Source organism: Xanthobacter aminoxidans (assembly GCF_043193615.1).
Classification (GTDB): domain Bacteria; phylum Pseudomonadota; class Alphaproteobacteria; order Rhizobiales; family Xanthobacteraceae; genus Xanthobacter; species Xanthobacter aminoxidans.
On the sequence record NZ_JBAFUS010000006.1, the window covers coordinates 1 to 19,285 of the forward strand.

Annotated in this window: 15 protein-coding genes; 7 read left to right on the forward strand and 8 right to left on the reverse strand. The window is 67.8% G+C overall.

What is annotated here, in order from left to right; all coding sequences use genetic code 11:
* Positions 1 to 450 precede the first annotated feature (450 nt).
* The 7 genes from V5F74_RS22315 to V5F74_RS22345 all read right to left on the reverse strand — a co-directional run bounded on the left by V5F74_RS22315 (position 451) and on the right by V5F74_RS22345 (position 10,478).
* The gene (locus tag V5F74_RS22315) at positions 451 to 1,701 is read right to left on the reverse strand and encodes a cysteine desulfurase (RefSeq protein ID WP_394010013.1); all 1,251 of its coding nucleotides are present in this window, start codon (positions 1,699 to 1,701) and stop codon (positions 451 to 453) included.
* 3 nt (positions 1,702 to 1,704) lie between these two features.
* A complete protein-coding gene (sufD, locus tag V5F74_RS22320) occupies positions 1,705 to 3,048 on the reverse strand; it encodes a Fe-S cluster assembly protein SufD (RefSeq protein ID WP_394010014.1) in 1,344 nt (447 codons plus the stop codon).
* Positions 3,048 to 3,956: a Fe-S cluster assembly ATPase SufC gene (gene sufC / locus V5F74_RS22325; RefSeq protein ID WP_449361634.1), complete on the reverse strand. Its 909-nt coding sequence runs from the start codon at positions 3,954 to 3,956 to the stop codon at positions 3,048 to 3,050. The genes sufD and sufC overlap by 1 nt, the downstream gene beginning before the upstream one ends.
* On the reverse strand, positions 3,874 to 5,358 hold the full coding sequence (sufB, locus tag V5F74_RS22330; RefSeq protein WP_024281077.1) for a Fe-S cluster assembly protein SufB: 1,485 nt from the start codon (positions 5,356 to 5,358) through the stop codon (positions 3,874 to 3,876). Before sufB ends, sufC begins: the two co-directional genes overlap by 83 nt.
* Before the next feature lie 174 nt (positions 5,359 to 5,532).
* Positions 5,533 to 5,727, reverse strand: coding sequence for a 4Fe-4S binding protein (locus V5F74_RS22335; protein WP_029555939.1), 195 nt, complete (start codon positions 5,725 to 5,727; stop codon positions 5,533 to 5,535).
* Positions 5,728 to 6,015: 288 nt separating this feature from the next.
* Positions 6,016 to 7,794 carry a nif-specific transcriptional activator NifA gene (gene nifA / locus V5F74_RS22340; protein ID WP_029555940.1) on the reverse strand — a complete coding sequence of 593 codons (1,779 nt, stop codon included), beginning with the start codon at positions 7,792 to 7,794 and terminating at the stop codon, positions 6,016 to 6,018.
* A gap of 344 nt (positions 7,795 to 8,138) precedes the next feature.
* Positions 8,139 to 10,478 carry a putative bifunctional diguanylate cyclase/phosphodiesterase gene (locus tag V5F74_RS22345; protein ID WP_051678847.1) on the reverse strand — a complete coding sequence of 780 codons (2,340 nt, stop codon included), beginning with the start codon at positions 10,476 to 10,478 and terminating at the stop codon, positions 8,139 to 8,141.
* A 340-nt stretch (positions 10,479 to 10,818) separates the two neighbouring features.
* Between V5F74_RS22345 and coaBC the strand changes: the two genes are divergently transcribed.
* From coaBC to V5F74_RS22375, 6 genes are all read left to right on the forward strand, one after another.
* The gene (gene coaBC, locus V5F74_RS22350; RefSeq protein WP_394010015.1) at positions 10,819 to 12,036 is read left to right on the forward strand and encodes a bifunctional phosphopantothenoylcysteine decarboxylase/phosphopantothenate--cysteine ligase CoaBC; all 1,218 of its coding nucleotides are present in this window, start codon (positions 10,819 to 10,821) and stop codon (positions 12,034 to 12,036) included.
* The gene (dut, locus tag V5F74_RS22355) at positions 12,033 to 12,497 is read left to right on the forward strand and encodes a dUTP diphosphatase (protein WP_394010016.1); all 465 of its coding nucleotides are present in this window, start codon (positions 12,033 to 12,035) and stop codon (positions 12,495 to 12,497) included. Before coaBC ends, dut begins: the two co-directional genes overlap by 4 nt.
* Before the next feature lie 74 nt (positions 12,498 to 12,571).
* Positions 12,572 to 13,012, forward strand: coding sequence for an RrF2 family transcriptional regulator (locus V5F74_RS22360; RefSeq protein WP_024281083.1), 441 nt, complete (start codon positions 12,572 to 12,574; stop codon positions 13,010 to 13,012).
* 187 nt (positions 13,013 to 13,199) lie between these two features.
* On the forward strand, positions 13,200 to 14,183 hold the full coding sequence (gene cysK / locus V5F74_RS22365) for a cysteine synthase A (RefSeq protein ID WP_024281084.1): 984 nt from the start codon (positions 13,200 to 13,202) through the stop codon (positions 14,181 to 14,183).
* Positions 14,184 to 14,679: 496 nt separating this feature from the next.
* On the forward strand, positions 14,680 to 15,063 hold the full coding sequence (locus V5F74_RS22370; protein WP_394010017.1) for a helix-turn-helix domain-containing protein: 384 nt from the start codon (positions 14,680 to 14,682) through the stop codon (positions 15,061 to 15,063).
* A gap of 2 nt (positions 15,064 to 15,065) precedes the next feature.
* Positions 15,066 to 15,644, forward strand: coding sequence for a DUF6456 domain-containing protein (locus V5F74_RS22375; protein ID WP_394010018.1), 579 nt, complete (start codon positions 15,066 to 15,068; stop codon positions 15,642 to 15,644).
* Between the two features lies 1 nt (position 15,645).
* Here the strand turns inward: V5F74_RS22375 and V5F74_RS22380 are convergent, their stop codons facing one another.
* Positions 15,646 to 17,058 carry a pyridoxal phosphate-dependent decarboxylase family protein gene (locus tag V5F74_RS22380; RefSeq protein ID WP_394010118.1) on the reverse strand — a complete coding sequence of 471 codons (1,413 nt, stop codon included), beginning with the start codon at positions 17,056 to 17,058 and terminating at the stop codon, positions 15,646 to 15,648.
* A gap of 372 nt (positions 17,059 to 17,430) precedes the next feature.
* Between V5F74_RS22380 and ilvD the strand changes: the two genes are divergently transcribed.
* Positions 17,431 to 19,284, forward strand: a complete 1,854-nt coding sequence (gene ilvD / locus V5F74_RS22385) for a dihydroxy-acid dehydratase (RefSeq protein WP_394010019.1) — start codon at positions 17,431 to 17,433, stop codon at positions 19,282 to 19,284.
* Position 19,285: the final 1 nt, after the last annotated feature.

Here is a 19,285-nt window from a genome sequence, read left to right on the forward strand (position 1 = left end):
ACCTTCAAACGAGGATTCGGTGGTCTCCGGACCGCTGCGGGGCACGCAGACGGGCCCGGGGACGTTGCACTCCGGCGCGGATGCGGACGGGGCCCTTCCGGAGCCCACCAGCCAGCAGCCTGGCGCCTGACAGAGGAGTAGCAACGAGTGTGCCAGCGATTTTTCGGATTTTTTATCTCATAAAATCAATATGTTACGGCGTTCCGACGGGCATGTTCAGAACCCGACACACCCGTTTTGGCGGCCGACATGCCAGTTTAGGGCTGTTTGAAACAGGACACTGCCAGCCCCGCCCATACCCCCTGTCGAAAGCCGACAATCACCGTTCCGGGCCGCGTGTCGCATTTTCGACCTTGCCCCTCGACAGGAGCACCCCAACGCAAAACGGGCCGGCAAAGCCGACCCGTTGCAGTCCACAAAACCGAGAACCCGCGCCCGTCGGCGCCGGCGTCAGCCGATCAGCTCCTGCGCCTTGCTCAGGGCCGCGACGAAGCGGTCCACTTCCTCGCGGGTGTTGTAGAGGCCGAACGAGGCGCGGCAGGTGGCCGCGACGCCGAACCGCTCCAGCAGCGGCATGGCGCAATGGGTGCCCGCACGCACCGCGATGCCGTCATTGTCGATCAGCGTCGCGAAGTCGTGGGCATGGGCACCGGCGATCTCGAACGAGATGATGGCGCCCTTCTCCTTGGCGGTGCCGATGATGCGCACCGAGTTCAGCTCGCCCAGCCGCTCCTGCGCATAGCGGCACAGCTCGTTCTCGTGGGCACGGATGCGCGCCTTGCCGATGGACTGGATGTAGTCCAGCGCGGCCCCGAGCCCCGCGGCCTGCACGATGGCCGGCGTGCCCGCCTCGAACCGATGGGGCGGATCGCCATAGGTGACCGAATCCTGCCGCACCACCCGGATCATCTCGCCGCCGCCGTTGAAGGGCGGCATGGCCTCGAGATGCTCATACTTGCCGTAGAGCGCGCCGATGCCCGTGGGGCCATAGAGCTTGTGGCCGGTGATGATGTAGAAGTCGCAGTCGATGTCCTGCACGTCCACGTCGAGATGGACCGCGCCCTGGGAGCCGTCCACCAGCACGGGGATGCCGCGCGCATGGGCGATCTTCACCACCTCCTTCACCGGGACGGCGGTACCCAGCACGTTGGACATCTGGGTGATGGCCACCAGCTTGGTGCGGTCCGTGAGCAGCTTCTCGAATTCGTCGAGGAGGAAGTTGCCCTCGTCGTCCACCGGCGCCCACTTCAGCACCGCGCCCTGGTTCTCACGCAGGAAGTGCCACGGCACGATGTTGGCGTGGTGCTCCATGATGGAGAGGACGATCTCGTCGCCCGCCTTGATGCGCGTCTTGCCGAAAGTGGCGGCGACGAGGTTGATCGCCTCCGTGGCGCTGCGGGTGAAGATGATCTCTTCCGGCCGCGCGGCGTTGAGGAAGCGCTGCACCGCATGGCGGCCGCCCTCATAGGCCTCGGTCGCCGCATTGGCGAGATAGTGCAGGCCGCGGTGCACGTTGGCATATTCGGAGGTGTAGACCTGCTGGATGCGGTCGAGCACCGCCTTCGGCTTCTGGGCCGAGGCGCCGTTGTCGAGATAGACCAGCGGCTTGCCGTTGACCTTGAGGTCGAGGATCGGAAAATCCTCGCGCACGCGCATCACATCGTAGGAACCGTTCGAGACCGCGGGGTGAAGAGCGGTCATGGTTCACTCCCGTCCCAGCAGCCAGGCGCGCGTCGCCTCGGCGAGGGCGGTGCGGATGCCCTCCTCGCCGATGGCGTCGATCACCTCGCCGACGAAGGCCTGGATCAGGAGCGCCTCGGCCTCCTTGGCGGGGATGCCGCGGGCCATGAGATAGAACTTGATCTGCTGGTCGAGCGTGCCGGTGGTGCAGCCATGGCCGCACTGCACGTCGTCGGCGAAGATCTCCAGCTCGGGCTTGTTGCAGGATTCCGCCGTCTCGGTCAGCAGCAGCGCGCGGCTGAGCATCCGGGCGTCGGTCTTCTGCGCCGCCTGGCGCACGGCGATCTTGCCCTGGAAGATATCCTGCGAGGCGCCGTCCAACACCGCGCGGAAGGACTCCCGGCTCTCGCCGGCCGGCGCCGCGTGATCGACGGAGAGCATGGTGTCGGCGTGCTGCTTGCCCGCGAGCAGGCTCACGCCGCCCATGTGGGCCTTCACGTTCTCACCCGCGAGATGCAGCAGAAGCTGGTTGCGCACCACGGCGCCGCCGGTGGTGAAGAAGGTGTTGGAGAAGCTCGCATCGGCCGCCACTTTCGCCAGCATGGTGGCGAGATGCACGGCGTCGCTGCCTTCGGTCGTCACCTTGACGCGCTCGAAGGTCGCGCCCGCGCCCACCACCAGCTCCAGCGCCGTATTGACCTGATAGGCGATGCCCGCAGGCCCTTCGTGGCTCTCGACGAGGGAAAGGCGGGCGCCATCTTCCACCACCACCAGCGAGCGGGTGAAGGCGGCGACCGGGGTCTCGGCCGTGGTCACGAACACCAGCTCCACCGGCCGCGTGACAGCTGCGCCTGCGGCCACATGCACCACCACGCCGTCGCCCATGAGCGCGGTGTTGAGGGCGAGCACGGCATCCGAAGAGGCAACGGTGCGGCCGAGGTAGCTCGCCGGAAGGCCGGCGGGATCAGCCAGCGCATCCGCCATGGAGGCGATGGTGAGGCCGGGCTCCAGATCCGCAAGGTCCGACAGCTCCGGCACGAAGGTGCCGTTCGCCACCACGAGGCGGCGGAAGCCGAGCGTCGAGAACAGGCTGCCGGCAGCCACCGCCTTCGCCTTGGCATCCGCATCCGGCAGCGGCGCGAGGGGCTTGGCGTCGCGCATCAGGGCGCGCAGGTCGGTGTATTTCCAGCTTTCCACCCGGCGGTGCGGCAGGCCCGCATCGGCGAAGGTGTCGAAGGCCGCGGTGCGCTGGGCCGCAACGTCGGGGCCACCGGGCAGGCTGGCGCGAACGGCGGCGAAGGTCTCGGCCAGCGCCAGTTCGGCGCCGGTCTTCATGGGGCGGACGAGTGCCGGAGCTGCCGTGGCCATCACGCGGCCTCGCTCTGGTACTGGGCGTAGCCGGTGGCCTCGAGCTCCAGCGCCAGCTCCTTGCCGCCGGTGTGGACGATGCGGCCAGCGTTGAACACATGCACCACGTCCGGCACGATGTAATCGAGCAGGCGCTGGTAGTGGGTGATCACCAGCATGGAGCGCTCGGGCGAGCGCAGCGCGTTGACGCCGTTGGAGACCACTTTGAGCGCGTCGATGTCGAGGCCGGAATCCGCCTCGTCCAGCACGCAGAAATAGGGCTCCAGCAGCATCATCTGGAGGGTTTCGTTGCGCTTCTTCTCACCGCCGGAGAAGCCCACATTCACCGGGCGCTTGAGCATGTCGGCGTCGATGCCGAGCGTCTTGCCCAGCTCGCGCACCTTGCGCACCAGCTCGGGGGAGGTCAGCTCCACCTCGCCGCGCTTCTTGCGCTGGCTGTTCACCGCCGTGTGCAGGAACGCCATGTTGGAGACGCCGGGGATTTCCAGCGGATACTGGAAGCAGAGGAACAGGCCCTGCGCCGCGCGCTCGTCGGGCGACAGATCGAGCAGGTTCACACCCCGGAAGATGACCTCGCCGCCGGTGATCTCGTAGCCCGGCTTGCCGGAGAGGACATAGGAGAGGGTGGATTTGCCGGCGCCGTTCGGCCCCATGATGGCGTGCACCTCGCCGGGATTGATGGTGAGGTTCATCCCGTTGATGATCTTGCGCCCCCCAGCGATCTCGGCATGGAGGTCCTTGATTTCGAGAAGGGGAGCCATGGTGAAGATCCTCTGGTTATTGTTGCCCGGCGACGCGACCTGAACACAAGGAACGGAAGGCGCGTCAGCCGACGCTGCCTTCCAGGCTGATGGAAATGAGCTTCTGCGCCTCGACGGCGAACTCCATGGGAAGCTGCTGGAGCACATCCCGGACGAAGCCGTTCACCACGAGCGCGACAGCATCCTCCTGCGAGAGGCCGCGCTGCATGCAGTAGAACAGCATGTCTTCCGAGATCTTCGAGGTGGTCGCCTCGTGCTCGAACTGCGCCGTGGGGTTCTTGGCCTCGATATACGGCACGGTGTGCGCGCCGCAGAGGTCACCGATGAGCAGCGAGTCGCAATTGGTGAAGTTGCGGGCCCCGGCCGCCTTGCGGTGGGCCGAGACGAGGCCGCGATAGGTGTTGTTGGACTTGCCGGCCGAGATGCCCTTGGAAATGATCCGGCTCGTGGTGTTCTTGCCGAGATGGATCATCTTGGTGCCGGAATCCACCTGCTGGCGGCCGTTGGAAATGGCGATGGAATAGAACTCGCCGGAAGACCCCTCACCGCGCAGCACGCAGCTCGGATACTTCCAGGTGATGGCCGAGCCGGTTTCCACCTGCGTCCACGAAATCTTGGAATTCTTGCCGCGGCAGTCGCCGCGCTTGGTCACGAAATTGTAGATGCCGCCCTTGCCCTCGGCATCGCCGGGGTACCAGTTCTGGACGGTGGAATACTTGATCTCGGCATCATCGAGGGCGACCAGTTCCACCACGGCGGCGTGCAGCTGGTTCTCGTCGCGCATGGGCGCGGTGCAGCCTTCGAGATAGGAGACGTAGGAGCCCTTGTCGGCGATGATGAGGGTGCGCTCGAACTGGCCCGTATTCTTCTCGTTGATACGGAAGTAGGTGCTCAGCTCCATCGGGCAGCGCACGCCCGGCGGGATGTAGACGAACGAGCCGTCCGAGAACACCGCCTGGTTCAGCGTCGCATAGTAATTGTCGGTCGCCGGCACCACGCTGCCCAGATACTGCTTCACCAGATCGGGATGCTCGCGCAGGGCCTCGGAGATGGGCATGAAGATCACGCCCGCGGCCTTCAGCTCCTCCTTGAAGGTGGTGGCAACGGACACCGAATCGAACACCGCATCCACGGCGATCTTCGGCCGCTCGCCCTCGGGGATTTCGACGCCGGCGAGAATCACCTGCTCGCGCAGCGGAATTCCGAGCTTTTCATAAGTCTTCAGGATTTCCGGGTCGACCTCGTCGAGGGACTTCGGCGCCTTGAACTTCTTCGGCTGCGAATAATAGTAGAGGTCCTGGAAATCGATCTGCGGGTAGCTGACGCGCGCCCACTCCGGCTCCTGCATGGTGAGCCAGCGGGCGTAGGCGTCGAGGCGCCACTGCAGCATCCACTCCGGCTCTTCCTTCTTGGCCGAGATGAAGCGGATCACCTCTTCGGAAAGGCCCTTCGGCGCCTTCTCGGATTCGATGTTGGTCTCGAATCCGTATTTGTACTGGTCGACGTCGATGGAGCGAACCTGTTCGACTGTGTCCTGTACGGCCGCCATCTGGTCCTCCGTTCAACTGTCAGGCTGCGGCGCCGGGCGCCGCGCGCAGGGGGTGAGGAGCGGAGCCCGGACGGCTCCGATCTCGTATTCGGTGGAGGGAATGCCCGCCGGGACCAGCAGGGATGGGTCCGTGCGGAACCGATCGGGCCGGCATCCCCGCCGCAGCGCCGGGGATCATGCCGGGACGCAGGTATTCTCCACCGGGCAGACCACGGCGCACTGGGGCTTGTCGAAATGCCCCTCGCACTCCGTGCACTTCTTGGGGTCGATCACATACATGTCCCGCTTGAGGCTGATGGCAGCATTCGGGCACTCGAACTCACAGGCACCGCAGACGGTGCACTGGGACGCGACGATCTTGTAGGCCATGGGCTAGCTCCGCACTGTGCAGATTGGCAGGCGCAACCCCTCTTTCAAGCAACGTGCCATCGGGCAATGCTTTGATTTTTAATTGTTATTCTTCTGGGCAGGAGTCATCGACCGCTGTCGTTCACCCGACAAGGTGTCGCAAGTGCTACAGCGCGCGCGTCCTGTGTCCGGGGTGCCGGGCCTGATCGCCGGCCACGTCCAGCCGGCACGACAAAGCCCTCCCCGCCGGGCGGAGAGGGCTTTGTCGGTGCAGGTGCTGCCGGGGCCGAGACCCGCGGCTGAGACCAATCAGAAGCGCTTGATCTCGATGTCGTGCTTCTTGAGAGCGTAGCCGATCTGGCGCGGCGTGAGGCCGAGCAGGCGCGCGGCCTTGGCCTGAACCCAGCCGGCCCGCTCCATCGCATCCACCAGCCGTTCGCGCTCGGACAATTCCTCGTCTGCGTCGGCAGCGCGCACCGGCATGGCCGGGGCGGACACGGGAACCGGTACGGTCAGCGGTGGCAGGCGCGGCACCGTGTTGGAATTGGCCGCCTCGCTACTGATGGCGGAGAGCGGCGGCATCACCGGCAGGGGGATTTCCATGGGGCGGCGCGTCTGCGGCGCATCCGCCGGGCTGCGCCACAGGAGCGCCGACAGGCATTCGTTGTGACGACAGGCGAAGTCGTCGCCGACAATGTTACCGCCCTGCGCCAGGGTGGCGGTCCGCTGCACGCAATTCTCCAGCTCGCGCACATTGCCGGGGAAGCCGCAGCCCATCAGCACGTCCATAGCGTCCTGATTGAAGTGCAGGTCGCGGCCGTTCTCGCGGTTGAAGCGGTCGAGGAATTCGTTGGCCAGGAGCGGGATGTCGCCGCGCCGGTCGCGCAGGGAGGGCACGATCACCGGGATGACGCTGATGCGGTAGTAGAGGTCGGCGCGGAACTCGTTCTTGGCCACCGCCTCCTCGAGGTTCCGGTTGGTGGCGGCGACGACGCGCACGTTCACCTTCAGCGTGTGGCTGCCGCCGACCCGCTCGAATTCCTGCTCCTGCAACACGCGCAGCAGCTTGGCCTGAAAGGCGGGGGAAATCTCGCCGATCTCGTCGAGGAAGAGCGTGCCCTTGTCGGCAAGCTCAAAGCGGCCCTTGCGCGCGCCGACGGCGCCGGTGAAGGCCCCCTTCTCATGGCCGAACAGCTCGGATTCCAGAACGGATTCGGGCAGCGCGGCGCAGTTGAGCTTGATGAACGGCCCCTTGGCGCGGGGCGAGAGCTCGTGGATGGCTTTCGCGATCAATTCCTTGCCGGTGCCCGATTCACCGCGCAGCAGCACGGGCGAATGGGACTTGGCGACGATCATGATCTTGTCGAGCAGGCCGCGGATTTCGCGGCTGTCGCCGATGATGCCGTCCACATAGACGCGCTTGCGCTCGCGGCCGACGGTGGACGGCTTCAGCTCCAACAATTCCTTCTGCAGGCGGCCGCTTTCCGCCATCAGCCGCTCGCGATCACGCGAGACGACGCGATGGAGCTGCACCGTCTGGCCGATGAGGTTCGCCACCATGGTGAGGAAGCGCACATCCGAATCGAGCCGAAACACGGAGCGGCCGTCCCACACACGGTCGATGGTCAGCGTTCCGATGACCCTGGAGGCGACACGGATCGGCACGCCGATGAAGGACACGCGGGTGTCTTCGCTGGCGCCGAGCGCCTGCGCGTCGGCCTCGCTGAAGGCGGGGTGGGAGGCGACGTTCTCGGCGATCAGCGGCACAGCCGTGGCGATCACCTGTCCGATGGCCTTTTCCGGCAGGCGCGCGCGGTAGCGCGCATCGGTGCCTTCGTTCCAGCCGCCGCCGACGGTGATGTCGGGAATGCCGTCATCTTCCAGCAGCGAAATCACGCCATGGCGCATCTGCATGAAGGACGACAGAAGATTAACCACACTCGACAGCGTGGTTTCGAGGCGATTCGGGGCCGTCAGAATCTTCGAGATCTCGTAGATCCCGGTCAGAGCCACGTCGCTCAGTGAAACGAGGGGCACATGATGTCGAGGCTGCTCGCGCTCGATTTGCAACGCTTCCTGCTGAACCATGGTGCTCTCTCCATCACCCCAGGCACCGTCCCCACCCATTTTTGTCTGATTAGCGACACTTTGATTTAGTTTCATTCGCATGTCGTGCCCAAGGTGAGGGCAAGATTTGATGCTTGTTTGAGCACGGCCACGTCAATTGTCGCGTTTGCTGCGACAACTTGGCCATTTGCGGCGGCCATCGGGCGCCTGCTTGTCAGAGAAGGGACGAAATGGCCGTCTCGCCGGCAAAAAGATTTCGCGCTGCGAAATCACCGGCCCTCTACTTGCCGCAACTTTCCTCACAATGCCTTTCGCAGTGCAGCGTAAAGGACAGGGGACCGGCGTCCCCTTCAGTCACCCCACGCTCAGCGCGCCTCGAACAAGGCGAGGCGGGCGGCGGCCGTGTCCGGACGCTCGGCCCGCAGGAGAGCGGTCATCTCGGGCGCGGCGAGCGGGCGGAAGAACAGGAAGCCCTGCGCCAGCTCGCACCCGTTGTCGCGCAGGAACCGGGCCTGTCCCGCCGTCTCCAGCCCCTCGGCCACTACCCGCATGCCGAGCTTGCGGCCAAGCTCGATCACCGCGCAGACGATGGCGGTGTCGAAGGCATCGCGTTCGATGTCCTTCACGAAGCTCTGGTCGATCTTGATGGTATCGATGGGCAATTGCTTGAGGTGGATGAGGCCGGCATAGCCGGTGCCGAAATCGTCGAGGGCCACGCGCACACCCGCGCGGTTCAGCTCGTCGAGGATCGGCGCCACATGGTCGGAGCTGCGCCCGAGGAAGACGGTCTCGGTGATCTCCACGTCGAAATGCGAGGGTTCCACGCCCGCGGCGTGGAATTGGCGCAGCAGGGTGGGCGCGAGGTCGCGGTTGGTAAACTGGGCAGGCGCGAGGTTGATGGCGACGCGGCCGCAATCGTAGCCAAGCTCGATCCAGCTGCGCACGTCGCTCGCCACCCGGCGCACCATGCGCTCGCCGATCAGCACCGCGAGTTCGGGGTCGGAGAGCGCGGCCTCGAAGGCGGAGGGCGAAAGGATGCTGTGCGGCGAGCGCCGCCAGCGCACCAGCGCCTCCACCCCGGCGAGGCGCCCCGTGATGAGCGACACCTTGGGCTGGTAGTAGGGCACGATCTCGTCATCGGCGAGGGCGCCGATCATGGCCCGGTTCAGCGCCACGCGCTCCAGAACGGCCTGTCGCATGGCCGGCGCGTAGACGACCACGCGGTTGCGGCCCTGCTGCTTGGCGGCATAGAGGGCGAGGTCGGCGTCCTTCATCAGCTCGCCATAGGTGCAATCGTGCTCGGGGCAGGCCGCGATGCCGACGCTCGCGCGCGTCGTGAAGTGCCGGCCCGCATGCAGCAGCGGCCGGCGCAGCTCGGAGAGGAGACTCTGGGCGAGGCGCCGGCCGAGCCCTACCGGGTCCGGCCCCTCGACGGCGCAGACGAATTCGTCGCCGCCGAGCCGGGCGATGAGGGCCGGCTGGTCGACGAGGGCGTCGAGCCGGTGCGCCGTCTCCATCAGCACCGCGTCGCCGGCATCGTGGCCCAGGGTGTCGTTGACGTCCTTGAGCCCGTCGAGATCCATCAGCAGCACGCAGATGCCCTGCCCGGGCTTGCGCCGGGCGAGCGCGGCCTCGAGTCCCTCGTGGAAGGCGGCCCGGTTGGGCAGGCCGGTGAGGGCGTCGTGGCTCGCCGCATAGCGCGCCTGCCGCTCGGCGGCGCGGCGGTCGGTGACGTCCACCAGGGCCGCGACGAGATTGGGCGAGGGGCCGGAGGGCGTCACCGCGGCCGCCAGCACCACCTGCCGTTCCTCGCCATCGGCGAGCGTCACCGTGGTTTCGAACTCGGTGGCGATGCCGTCGCGGCGCAGACGGTCGCGAAGCGACTGGGCATCCTTGCCGCCGAGCGCCGCGTCCCACAGGCCGCCGGCATCGGGCAGGTCGAAGGTCCCGCCGTAGAAGCGCCGCGCGGCCTCGTTGGACTTGATGTACCGCCCGTCCTCCAGCCGCGCCACCACCAGGGGAATGGGCACGGCCTCGAAGGTGTTCTCCAGGATGTCCTCGCTGGCGCGCAGCTTCTCGTTCGCCTCCCGCTCCGCCCGCACCACCGACCAGAAGCGCCGCTCCGTGCGGTTGGCACGGCCGGCGACGAGCGCCAGCATGGTGTTGAGCACGGCGACGGCGAGGGCGAGGCCCACCGCCATCTGCCAGCCTGTCGAACGGTCGAGATAGCCGAACAGCAACAGGGCGCTCGCCCCGAAGCCGCTGGAGACGAGCCAGCCGAACGGCAGGGGAACGGCCAGATAGAAGACCGTCGGCAGCAGCATCACCACGAACAGGGCGAGGTCGCTGTGCGAACTCACCAGCACCGCGATGGCCGCCGATATGCCCCAGAGCCAGACGAGGTAGATGGCGGTCATCCGTCCCGGCGTGGTCGCGACCTGAACCGCCACCAGGCAGAGCAGCGACAGCGCGACGACCACGAAGCGCGCACTCACCGCCACCACGAAATGCCCGGTCCCGGCGAATCGCCAGTCGCTCAGCAGGAACAAAGCGTTGAGAATCACAGAGGCGGCGAACAGGAAACGCCCGTGGCGCCGGGCCTCTTCCAGGCAGGCGGCACGGAACTGCTGCTCCGTGGCCGGATCGACGAACTCGCCGCCAAACGCGCTGAGACGAGCGTCCCCAACGCCTCCAGCCCCGTCCAAGTTCCCGACCTGCCCCGTGATACCTCTCATGTGACAGATTCTAATGGTCAATTCCGCCCTGCGCCAGCACGCGAGGCGCGCGGGCGGCGGGTAATCGTACCGCCGGTCACGATTTTCTTCGCGCGTTTCTTTACATTCCCACGGCTCGACAGGTCGGAGACGCCGGGAATGTAATTTCGGGTAGCGATACACCCCGCAACTACTCTGGGCTGCACGGATCAGAATTCGCACCTGGATGCCTCCGCGGGCTCCCGTTCGGGAGCAGGGCGCGTTGCATGGCGACCATTGCGTGCTGTACTGCGGCAGGACGACGCCGGGAGCGACGCCAAGGGAGCCGCCGATGCTGAAGGACAAGCGCATCCTCCTCCTCATCGGGGGTGGCATTGCCGCGTACAAGTGCCTCGAGCTGGCGCGCCGCCTGAAGGAGCGCGGCGCCACGGTCCGCGCCATCATGACCGAGGCGGCCGGGCGATTCGTGACGCCGCTGTCGGTGGGCGCGATCACCGGCGAGCGGGTGTTCACCGACCTGTTCGATCTGACGGCCGAGCACGACATCGGCCACATTCGGCTGTCGCGGGAGGCGGACCTCCTGGTGGTGGCGCCGGCCACCGCCGATCTTCTGGCCCGCATGGCGCACGGCCTCGGCGACGACCTCGCCACCACCTGCCTGCTCGCCACCGACAAGCCGGTGCTCGTCGCCCCTGCCATGAACCCGCGCATGTGGGCGCATCCCGCCACCCGCCGCAACGTCGCCCAGCTCAAGGCGGACGGGGTTTCGGTGGTCGGTCCCAATTCGGGCGCGATGGCCGAACGCGGTGAGTTCGGCGAGGGCCGCATGGCGGAGCCCATGGAGATCCTCGCCGCCATCGAGGCCCATTTCGACGACGGCGCGTCGCGGCTGCTCGCGGGAAGACGCGTCCTCGTCACCTCCGGCCCGACCCACGAGCCCATCGACCCGGTGCGCTACATCGCCAATCGCTCCTCCGGCAAGCAGGGCCATGCCATCGCCGCAGCGGCCCGCGCCGCCGGCGCCGAGGTGGTGCTGGTCTCCGGCCCGGCCGAGGCGGCGGACCCCGCGGGCGTGCGGGTGATCCACGTGGAGAGCGCCCGCGACATGCTGGCCGCCGTGGAAGAGAACCTGCCGGTGGAAGCCGCCGTCTTCGCCGCGGCGGTCGCCGACTGGCGGGTGGCGGACGCATCGGAGCAGAAGATCAAGAAGGACGGCGGCGGCGCCCCCACCCTGACGCTGGTGGAGAATCCCGACATCCTCGCCTCGGTGTCGCGCCACCACACCCTACGCCCGCGCCTGGTGGTCGGCTTCGCGGCGGAGACCGAGCAGGTGGTGGCCCATGCGCGCGACAAGCGCCTGCGCAAGGGCTGCGACTGGATCGTCGCCAATGACGTGTCCCCCGCCACAGGCATCATGGGGGGCGACAGCAACACCGTGCACCTCGTCACCGCCGCCGGCGTGGAGGACTGGCCCTCGGCCACCAAAGCCGAGGTCGCCCGCCACCTCGTCGCCCGCATCGCCGCCGAACTCTCGGGAACCCATCCGTGACATCGCCTTCCGTGAAGATCCAGCGCCTGCCCCACGCCGCCGGCCTGCCCCTGCCCGCCTATGCAACCCCCGGCGCCGCCGGCATGGACCTCGCCTGCGCGCTCCCGGCCGATGCGCCGCTGCTGCTGGCGCCGGGCGCGCGCGCCGCCATTCCCACCGGCTTCGCCATCGCCCTGCCGGACGGCTACGAGGCGCAGGTGCGGCCGCGCTCGGGCCTCGCCAAGAACCACGGAGTTACCGTGTTGAATGCGCCGGGCACCGTGGATTGCGACTACCGGGGCGAGATCGCCGTGCTGCTCGTCAACCACGGCCGCGAGACCCTGGAAATCAGCCGCGGCATGCGGATCGCGCAGCTTGTCGTGGCGCCTGTCGTTCAAATAATGCTGGAAGAAATCGGAGAATTGAGCGAAACTGCACGCGGTTCCGGTGGTTTTGGATCCACAGGCCTCGGTTCCCCGTGATTTAGCCGTCGGTGGACGGCTGGGAGCAGTTTCACCTTTCGAGACGCCCGCCCTTAAAGGAAGCCGTCCCTCCGATGCCGCGCCTTTCCGACAAGAGCCTCCTCGCCATCGCCGCCGTGGTGGATGTGGCCGTCCATGCCCGTGGCGCACCGGTTGCCGCCAAGGCGCTGGCCGCCCGCCACGGACTCCCCCCCCGCCGGCTGGAGCCGGTGCTGCAGGCCCTCGTCCATGCCGGCGTCCTCAAGGGCGTGCGCGGCCCGCGCGGCGGCTACGAGCTGGCGCGGGAACGCCGCCGGGTCTCCGTGGCCGAGATCGTCCGGGTGGTTGAAGGCGCCGAGGAGGAGAAGGAAATCATCCTGCCGCCGCTGGTGACGGAAGTGGTCCAGCCCGCCGTGGCGGCGGCCGAGGATACGTTCGACACCGCCCTCGACGGCGTGACCCTCGAAGACCTGTGCCGCGCCGCCGACGACAAGGGCCACGGCTCCGAGCACGAGAGGATCGACTTCGCCATCTGAGGCCCGGCCGGACGCGCCGGAATCGACCCGGGTGCAGAAAAGGGGTCTAGTCCGCGAGCCAGAGTTCCCCCGAGGTAGAGCGTTCCCCACCCGCGAGGACAGGCCCCCGCCCTTTGTGCCGGACGCTGCGCGGCGCGCCGGGAGGCCCGCCCGGAGCAGACGAGACAAGACAAGAAGGAGATCGCCCATGGCACAACCCGCCGCCAAGATCGTGTCCTCCGCCCCCCTCGTGGGCCGGGGCAGGGTCTATGATTCCATCACCGAGACCATCGGCAACACGCCGCTGGTGCGGCTCAAGCGGCTGCCCGAGCTGCGCGGGGCCAAGGCGGACATTCTCGCCAAGCTCGAATTCTTCAATCCCATCAACAGCGTGAAAGACCGCATCGGCGTCGCCATGATCGACGCGATGGAAGAGGCCGGCGCGCTCGATGCGGACACCGTGCTGGTGGAGCCGACCTCCGGCAACACGGGCATCGCCCTCGCGTTCGTGGCGGCGGCGCGCGGCTACCGGCTCATCCTGGTCATGCCCGAGAGCATGTCCATCGAGCGCCGCAAGATGCTGACCCTGCTCGGCGCCGAGCTGGTGCTGACCCCCGCCAACCTCGGCATGAAGGGCGCCGTGTCGCGGGCCGAGCAGATCATCGCCGAGATGCCCAAGGCGGTGATGCCCCAGCAGTTCAAGAACAAGGCGAACCCCGAGGTGCACCGTCGCACCACCGCCGAGGAAATCTGGAACGACACCAACGGCAAGGTGGACGCCGTGGTGGCCGGTGTCGGCACCGGCGGCACCATCACCGGCATCGGCCAGGTGCTGAAGCCCCGCAAGGCCTCGCTCAAGATGATCGCGGTGGAGCCGGAGGATTCCCCGGTGCTCTCCGGCGGCCCTCCCGGCCCGCACAAGATCCAGGGCATCGGCGCCGGCTTCGTGCCGGAGGTGCTCGACCGCTCGATCATCGACGAGGTGGTGACGGTGGGCAACCAGACCGCCTTCGACACCGCCCGCGCCCTCGCTCGCTATGAAGGCATTCCCGGCGGCATCTCCTCCGGCGCTGCCGTGGCGGCCGCTTTGGAGCTGGCGGTGCGTGACGACATGGCCGGCAAGACCATCGTCGCCATCGTCCCCTCCTTCGCCGAGCGCTATCTCTCGACCGCGCTGTTCGAAGGCCTCTGAGCCCCGGCCCGCGCCCCGGCACTGGCCGGAGCGCGGGCGCACTCTGCTTTTTGCCCAAGCCGCTGGAGCCGCAGCAGCGCCGCATGGCGGGCCGGATCATAGCCGGCACCCCCGGCCCGCGCCGCCTTTCGTGCCGCGCGCAGCGCCCGTGCGATGCCCGCCGGCCCCTCGCAGAACACATCCAGCCCCCGCATCAGCCGCCCCACCTGCACATCGGCCGCCTCGGCCGCGAAGGCGTGCGCCCGTCTGCCCTTCCCATTCGCACCGGCCATGCCGCTCCTCCCTGATATCGGGCGATGCTGGAACGACACGGGGGACAGGAGGATAAATTCCTATTTCGCTAACATGGCAAAGACCTACCACAATTCAGCTATATGTCTGTTTTGTATGACATTTATTTCTCTGATCCACAAACGTAGGTTGCATTCTCTATCCGCCTCCTCTTGCAAGAGCAGATGATTGATGTAGGAATTTTTACCTACAGTGAGCGTCCCCGATGAGCCCCTTGCCCGCCGCCCCCTCGGTCGCCCGTCCGTCCGCCGGCCCCGTCCGCGCCTCGCGGCGGTGCCGCCCGCCCGGCCCGAAACCCTGCTGCCATCTGGCCGTCGCGGTGGCTGCGGCGGACGCCGGAATGACCGTGGAGGCGCTGCTCTCGCACAGCCGCTCCACGGCGCCGGTGGCGCTGGCGCGTCAGCTCGCCATGTATCTCGCCCATGTGGGGCTCGGCCTGCCCCAGGCGGCGGTGGCGGCGGCGTTCGGGCGGGATCGCTCCACCGTCGCCCATGCCTGCCGGCGCATCGAGGAGTTGCGGGACGCCGCGGCGTTCGACCAGAAGGTCGGCCGGCTGGAAGCCTGCCTGCGCTGGGCGGCGGAGGCGTGACCATGGCGACGGAATCTGCAAGCGAAAGCGACGTGAAATCAGTATCTTCCGCCTGCTCCTCCGGGCGGGGACGGCGCCGGGCGACAGCGAAGCCAGCGGCGGACACGCCCGGCTTCAATCCGGCGGAAAGCCCGCTCGCATGGCTGGCGCGGCGGCAGGGCAAGGACGGCCGGACCATGGTGGATGCGGCCCAGCTTCAGGCGGGCGAACGGCTCCGGGCCGATTTCACCCGGGCCAATCTCACCCCCCGCGTCACCAGCCGCTGGAGCGAGGTGTCGGGGGCCGGCACGCCGGAAGCCTTCACCGACATGGTGCTGGCGGCCAAGCTCCGGGTGTCCCGCGCGCTCACGGCGGTGGGGCCGGAATTGTCCGGCGTCCTGCTGGACGTCTGCTGCTTTCTCAAGGGGTTGGAGACGGTGGAGCGGGAACGCCGATGGCCGGCGCGCACCGCCAAGGTGGTGCTGTGCCTCGCCCTCGACCGCCTCGCCGCCCATTACGGGATCTCCGCCTCCACCACCGGCCGCGACCGGGCGCCGACCCGCGCGTGGCAGGCCCCGGAGGTCGCCGCGGCCGAAAGCTAAGTCAGGACAAGGCCCTGGCCGTATCGCGGATGATCTGGAAGGCGGCGTCCACGTCGCCTTCCGTCGTCTCCATGGCCCCCGCCTGGAAACGGATGGCCAGATGGCCGTCGATGCGGGTGGGAGTGAGATAGAGATCGCCGCCGTCATTGATGGCGGTGAGCATCGCCAGCATGTGGGCGTCGAGGTCGCGCCCGTCGCCGGGGTCGTGGCGGAAGGTGAAGAGGGAGAGCACCGGCGTGCTCGCCAGCGAAAATCCCGGCTCCTGCGCGAGCCGAACTGCGAGCGCCTGAGACCAGCGCACATGGTTGCGCATCATCTCCCTGAGACCGTTAAGTCCATGGGCACGCAAGACAAACCACAGCTTCAGCGCGCGGAAGCGGCGGCCGAGCTGGACTGTCCATTCGCTGTAATTGGTGATGTCGTCGTGGCCGTGGGTCTTCAGATACTCCGGCTGGATGGACAGCGTGCGCAGGTGGTCGTCCACGCTCCTGAGGTAATGGGCGGAGCAGTCGAACTGCACCCCCAGCCATTTGTGCGGGTTGAGGACGATGCTGTCCGCCGCTTCCACCCCCGCCCACAGATCCCGGAACTCCGGGCAGATCATCGCGGTGCCGGCCCAGGCGGCATCCACATGGACGAACAGGCCATGCCGGTGCGCGATTCGGATGAGTTCAGGTGCCGAATCCATCGCGCCAGTGCCGGTTCCACCAATGCACAGCACGAGTCCGGCCGGCCGGTGCCCGGCGGCGAGGTCGGCGGCGATGGCGGCCTCCAGAGCGGCCGGGTCCATGCCCCGCAGCGGACCAGCAGTTGGTATCCGGATGAGGTTGTCATGGCCGATGCCCGACACCCACGCCGCCCGGTCGATGGAGGTATGAACTTCCGCCGAAGCATAAACCCGCAGCCGCTCCCGCCCCGACAGGCCGGTGGCGTTGCCGGTGAAGCCCAGCGCCCGCTCCCGCATGGTGAGGAAGGCGCAGAGGGTGGCGGAGGAGGCGGAATCCTGGATCACGCCGGTGAAGTCCGCCGGCAGGCCCACCGCCTGCCGCAGCCAGTCCAGCGCCACGCCCTCCAGCTCGGTGGCGGCCGGCGAGGTCTGCCACAGCAGGCATTGCGCGCCCATGGCGGAGGACAGCATCTCCGCGATCACGCTGGCGGGGCTGGCGTTGGCGGGGAAGTAGGCGAAGAAGCGCGGGTGCTGCCAGTGGGTCATGCCCGGCACGATGATGCGGCGGAAATCGGCGAAGAGCGCATCCATGGGCTCCGCGTCTTCCGGCGGGCTTTCCGGAAGCTGGGCCGCGATCTCGCCGGGCTTCGTGCGGGCGCGGACGGGCTGGTCCCGCAGCGTCTCGCGATAGTCCGCCGCGAAGGTCGCCGCCTCGTGCGCCCAATGGCGGAAGGTGTCCCCGTCCATCTCCCCGACCATGTCCCGTCCCGTCCTCGTCACGCGCAGAGGGCCGGACATAGCCGACTTCACCGGCGCGGCAAACGCGCGGGTCCGCCGCAGCCGGCTTGAGCGGTGCAGGTGTCCTCCCGCCCCCCTTCCGCCCGACCCTCCCGCCTTCGTGTCCGCCGCGGCCCCTTCTCCGTGCTAGTGTCTCAAGGGAAAGGGCTTTCCCCGGAGGCTCCGGCGCACTAAGACGGCGCGAAAGCTCCGGACGCAGGCGGCTGCCGCCCGCCGACGCGGAGCCCAGAAGACCGCAAGAGACGACCTGACCACAAGACGCGCCCAAGAGACGCAAGACGCGACGCAAAGGCGCGACGCAAGAACGAGGCCCGCGAGGATATGCCCCAGTACCGCTCCCGCACGTCCACCCACGGCCGCAACATGGCCGGCGCCCGCGGCCTGTGGCGCGCCACCGGCATGAAGGACGGCGATTTCGGCAAGCCGATCATCGCGGTGGTGAACTCCTTCACCCAGTTCGTGCCCGGCCACGTGCACCTGAAGGATCTCGGCCAGCTGGTGGCCCGCGAGATCGAGAAGGCCGGCGGCGTCGCCAAGGAATTCAACACCATCGCGGTGGATGACGGCATCGCCATGGGCCATGACGGCATGCTCTATTCGCTGCCGTCGCGCGAGATCATCGCCGACAGCGTGGAGTACATGGTCAACGCGCACTGCGCCGACGCCATGGTCTGCATCTCCAACTGCGACAAGATCACCCCCGGCATGCTGATGGCCGCCATGCGCCTCAACATCCCGGCCGTGTTCGTCTCCGGCGGGCCCATGGAGGCCGGCAAGGTGCTGCTCTCCACCGGCGAGCGGAAGGTGGACCTCATCGACGCCATGATCTCGGCCGCCGACGACAAGGTCTCGGACGCCGACGTGACGGTGATGGAGCGCTCCGCCTGCCCCACCTGCGGCTCCTGCTCCGGCATGTTCACCGCCAATTCCATGAACTGCCTCACCGAGGCGCTGGGCCTCGCGCTGCCCGGCAACGGCTCGGTGCTCGCCACCCATGCCGATCGTGAGCGGCTGTTCGTGGAGGCCGGCCACCTCATCGTCGATCTCGCCCGCCGCTATTACGAGCAGGACGACGCCAGCGTGCTGCCGCGCGCCATTGCCTCGTTCAAGGCGTTCGAGAACGCCATGACGCTGGACATCTCCATGGGCGGCTCCACCAACACGGTGCTGCACCTGCTCGCCGCCGCCAACGAGGGCGAAGTGCCCTTCACCATGGCGGACATCGACCGCCTCTCCCGGCGCGTCCCGGTGCTGTGCAAGGTCGCGCCTGCCGTCGCCAACATCCACATGGAGGACGTGCACCGCGCCGGCGGCATCATGGCCATCCTCGGCGAGCTGGATCGCGGCGGCCTGATCCACACCGATCTGCCCACCGTGCACGCGCCGACCATGGCCGACGCACTGGACCGCTGGGACGTGAAGCGCACCAAGAGCGAGAGCGTCGCCACCTTCTTCCGCGCGGCGCCCGGCGGGGTGCCCACCCAGGTGGCGTTCAGCCAGTCCCGCCGCTGGGACGACCTCGACCTCGACCGCGAGGCCGGCGTCATCCGCGATGTCGAGCACGCCTATTCCAAGGATGGCGGCCTCGCCGTGCTCTACGGCAACATCGCGCTGGACGGCTGCATCGTGAAGACGGCGGGCGTGGACGCCTCCATCCTGAAGTTCACCGGCAAGGCCCGCATCTTCGAGAGCCAGGACGCGGCGGTGGAGGCGATCCTCTCCACCGGGCGCATCCAGCCCGGCGACGTGGTGCTGATCCGCTATGAGGGGCCGCGCGGCGGGCCGGGCATGCAGGAAATGCTCTATCCGACCTCCTACCTGAAGTCGAAGGGCCTCGGGAAGGCGTGCGCGCTGGTCACGGACGGGCGCTTCTCGGGCGGCTCCTCGGGTCTCTCCATCGGCCATTGCTCGCCGGAAGCGGCGGAAGGCGGCGCCATCGGCCTCGTGGAAGAGGGCGACACCATCGAGATCGATATCCCGAGCCGCATCATCCGCGTGGCGGTGTCCGACGAGGTGCTGGCCGAGCGCCGCGCCAAGATGGAAGCCAAGGGCGCCGCCGCCTGGAAGCCGGAGAACCGCAAGCGCGTCGTCTCCCAGGCCCTCCAGGCCTATGCGGCCCTCACCACCTCCGCCGCCCGCGGCGCGGTGCGTGACGTGAACAACATCCGCCGCTGAA

Coding starts and splice junctions, on each gene's coding strand:
- V5F74_RS22315 (WP_394010013.1), bottom strand. CDS start 1,701: ATGACCGCTCTTCACCCCGCGGTCTCGAACGGTTCCTACGATGTGATG.
- sufD (WP_394010014.1), bottom strand. CDS start 3,048: ATGGCCACGGCAGCTCCGGCACTCGTCCGCCCCATGAAGACCGGCGCC.
- sufC (WP_449361634.1), bottom strand. CDS start 3,956: ATGTGCTCCAGCAGCTTCCCATGGAGTTCGCCGTCGAGGCGCAGAAGC.
- sufB (WP_024281077.1), bottom strand. CDS start 5,358: ATGGCGGCCGTACAGGACACAGTCGAACAGGTTCGCTCCATCGACGTC.
- V5F74_RS22335 (WP_029555939.1), bottom strand. CDS start 5,727: ATGGCCTACAAGATCGTCGCGTCCCAGTGCACCGTCTGCGGTGCCTGT.
- nifA (WP_029555940.1), bottom strand. CDS start 7,794: ATGGTTCAGCAGGAAGCGTTGCAAATCGAGCGCGAGCAGCCTCGACAT.
- coaBC (WP_394010015.1), top strand. CDS start 10,819: ATGCTGAAGGACAAGCGCATCCTCCTCCTCATCGGGGGTGGCATTGCC.
- V5F74_RS22360 (WP_024281083.1), top strand. CDS start 12,572: ATGCCGCGCCTTTCCGACAAGAGCCTCCTCGCCATCGCCGCCGTGGTG.
- cysK (WP_024281084.1), top strand. CDS start 13,200: ATGGCACAACCCGCCGCCAAGATCGTGTCCTCCGCCCCCCTCGTGGGC.
- V5F74_RS22370 (WP_394010017.1), top strand. CDS start 14,680: ATGAGCCCCTTGCCCGCCGCCCCCTCGGTCGCCCGTCCGTCCGCCGGC.
- V5F74_RS22375 (WP_394010018.1), top strand. CDS start 15,066: ATGGCGACGGAATCTGCAAGCGAAAGCGACGTGAAATCAGTATCTTCC.
- V5F74_RS22380 (WP_394010118.1), bottom strand. CDS start 17,058: ATGGACGGGGACACCTTCCGCCATTGGGCGCACGAGGCGGCGACCTTC.
- ilvD (WP_394010019.1), top strand. CDS start 17,431: ATGCCCCAGTACCGCTCCCGCACGTCCACCCACGGCCGCAACATGGCC.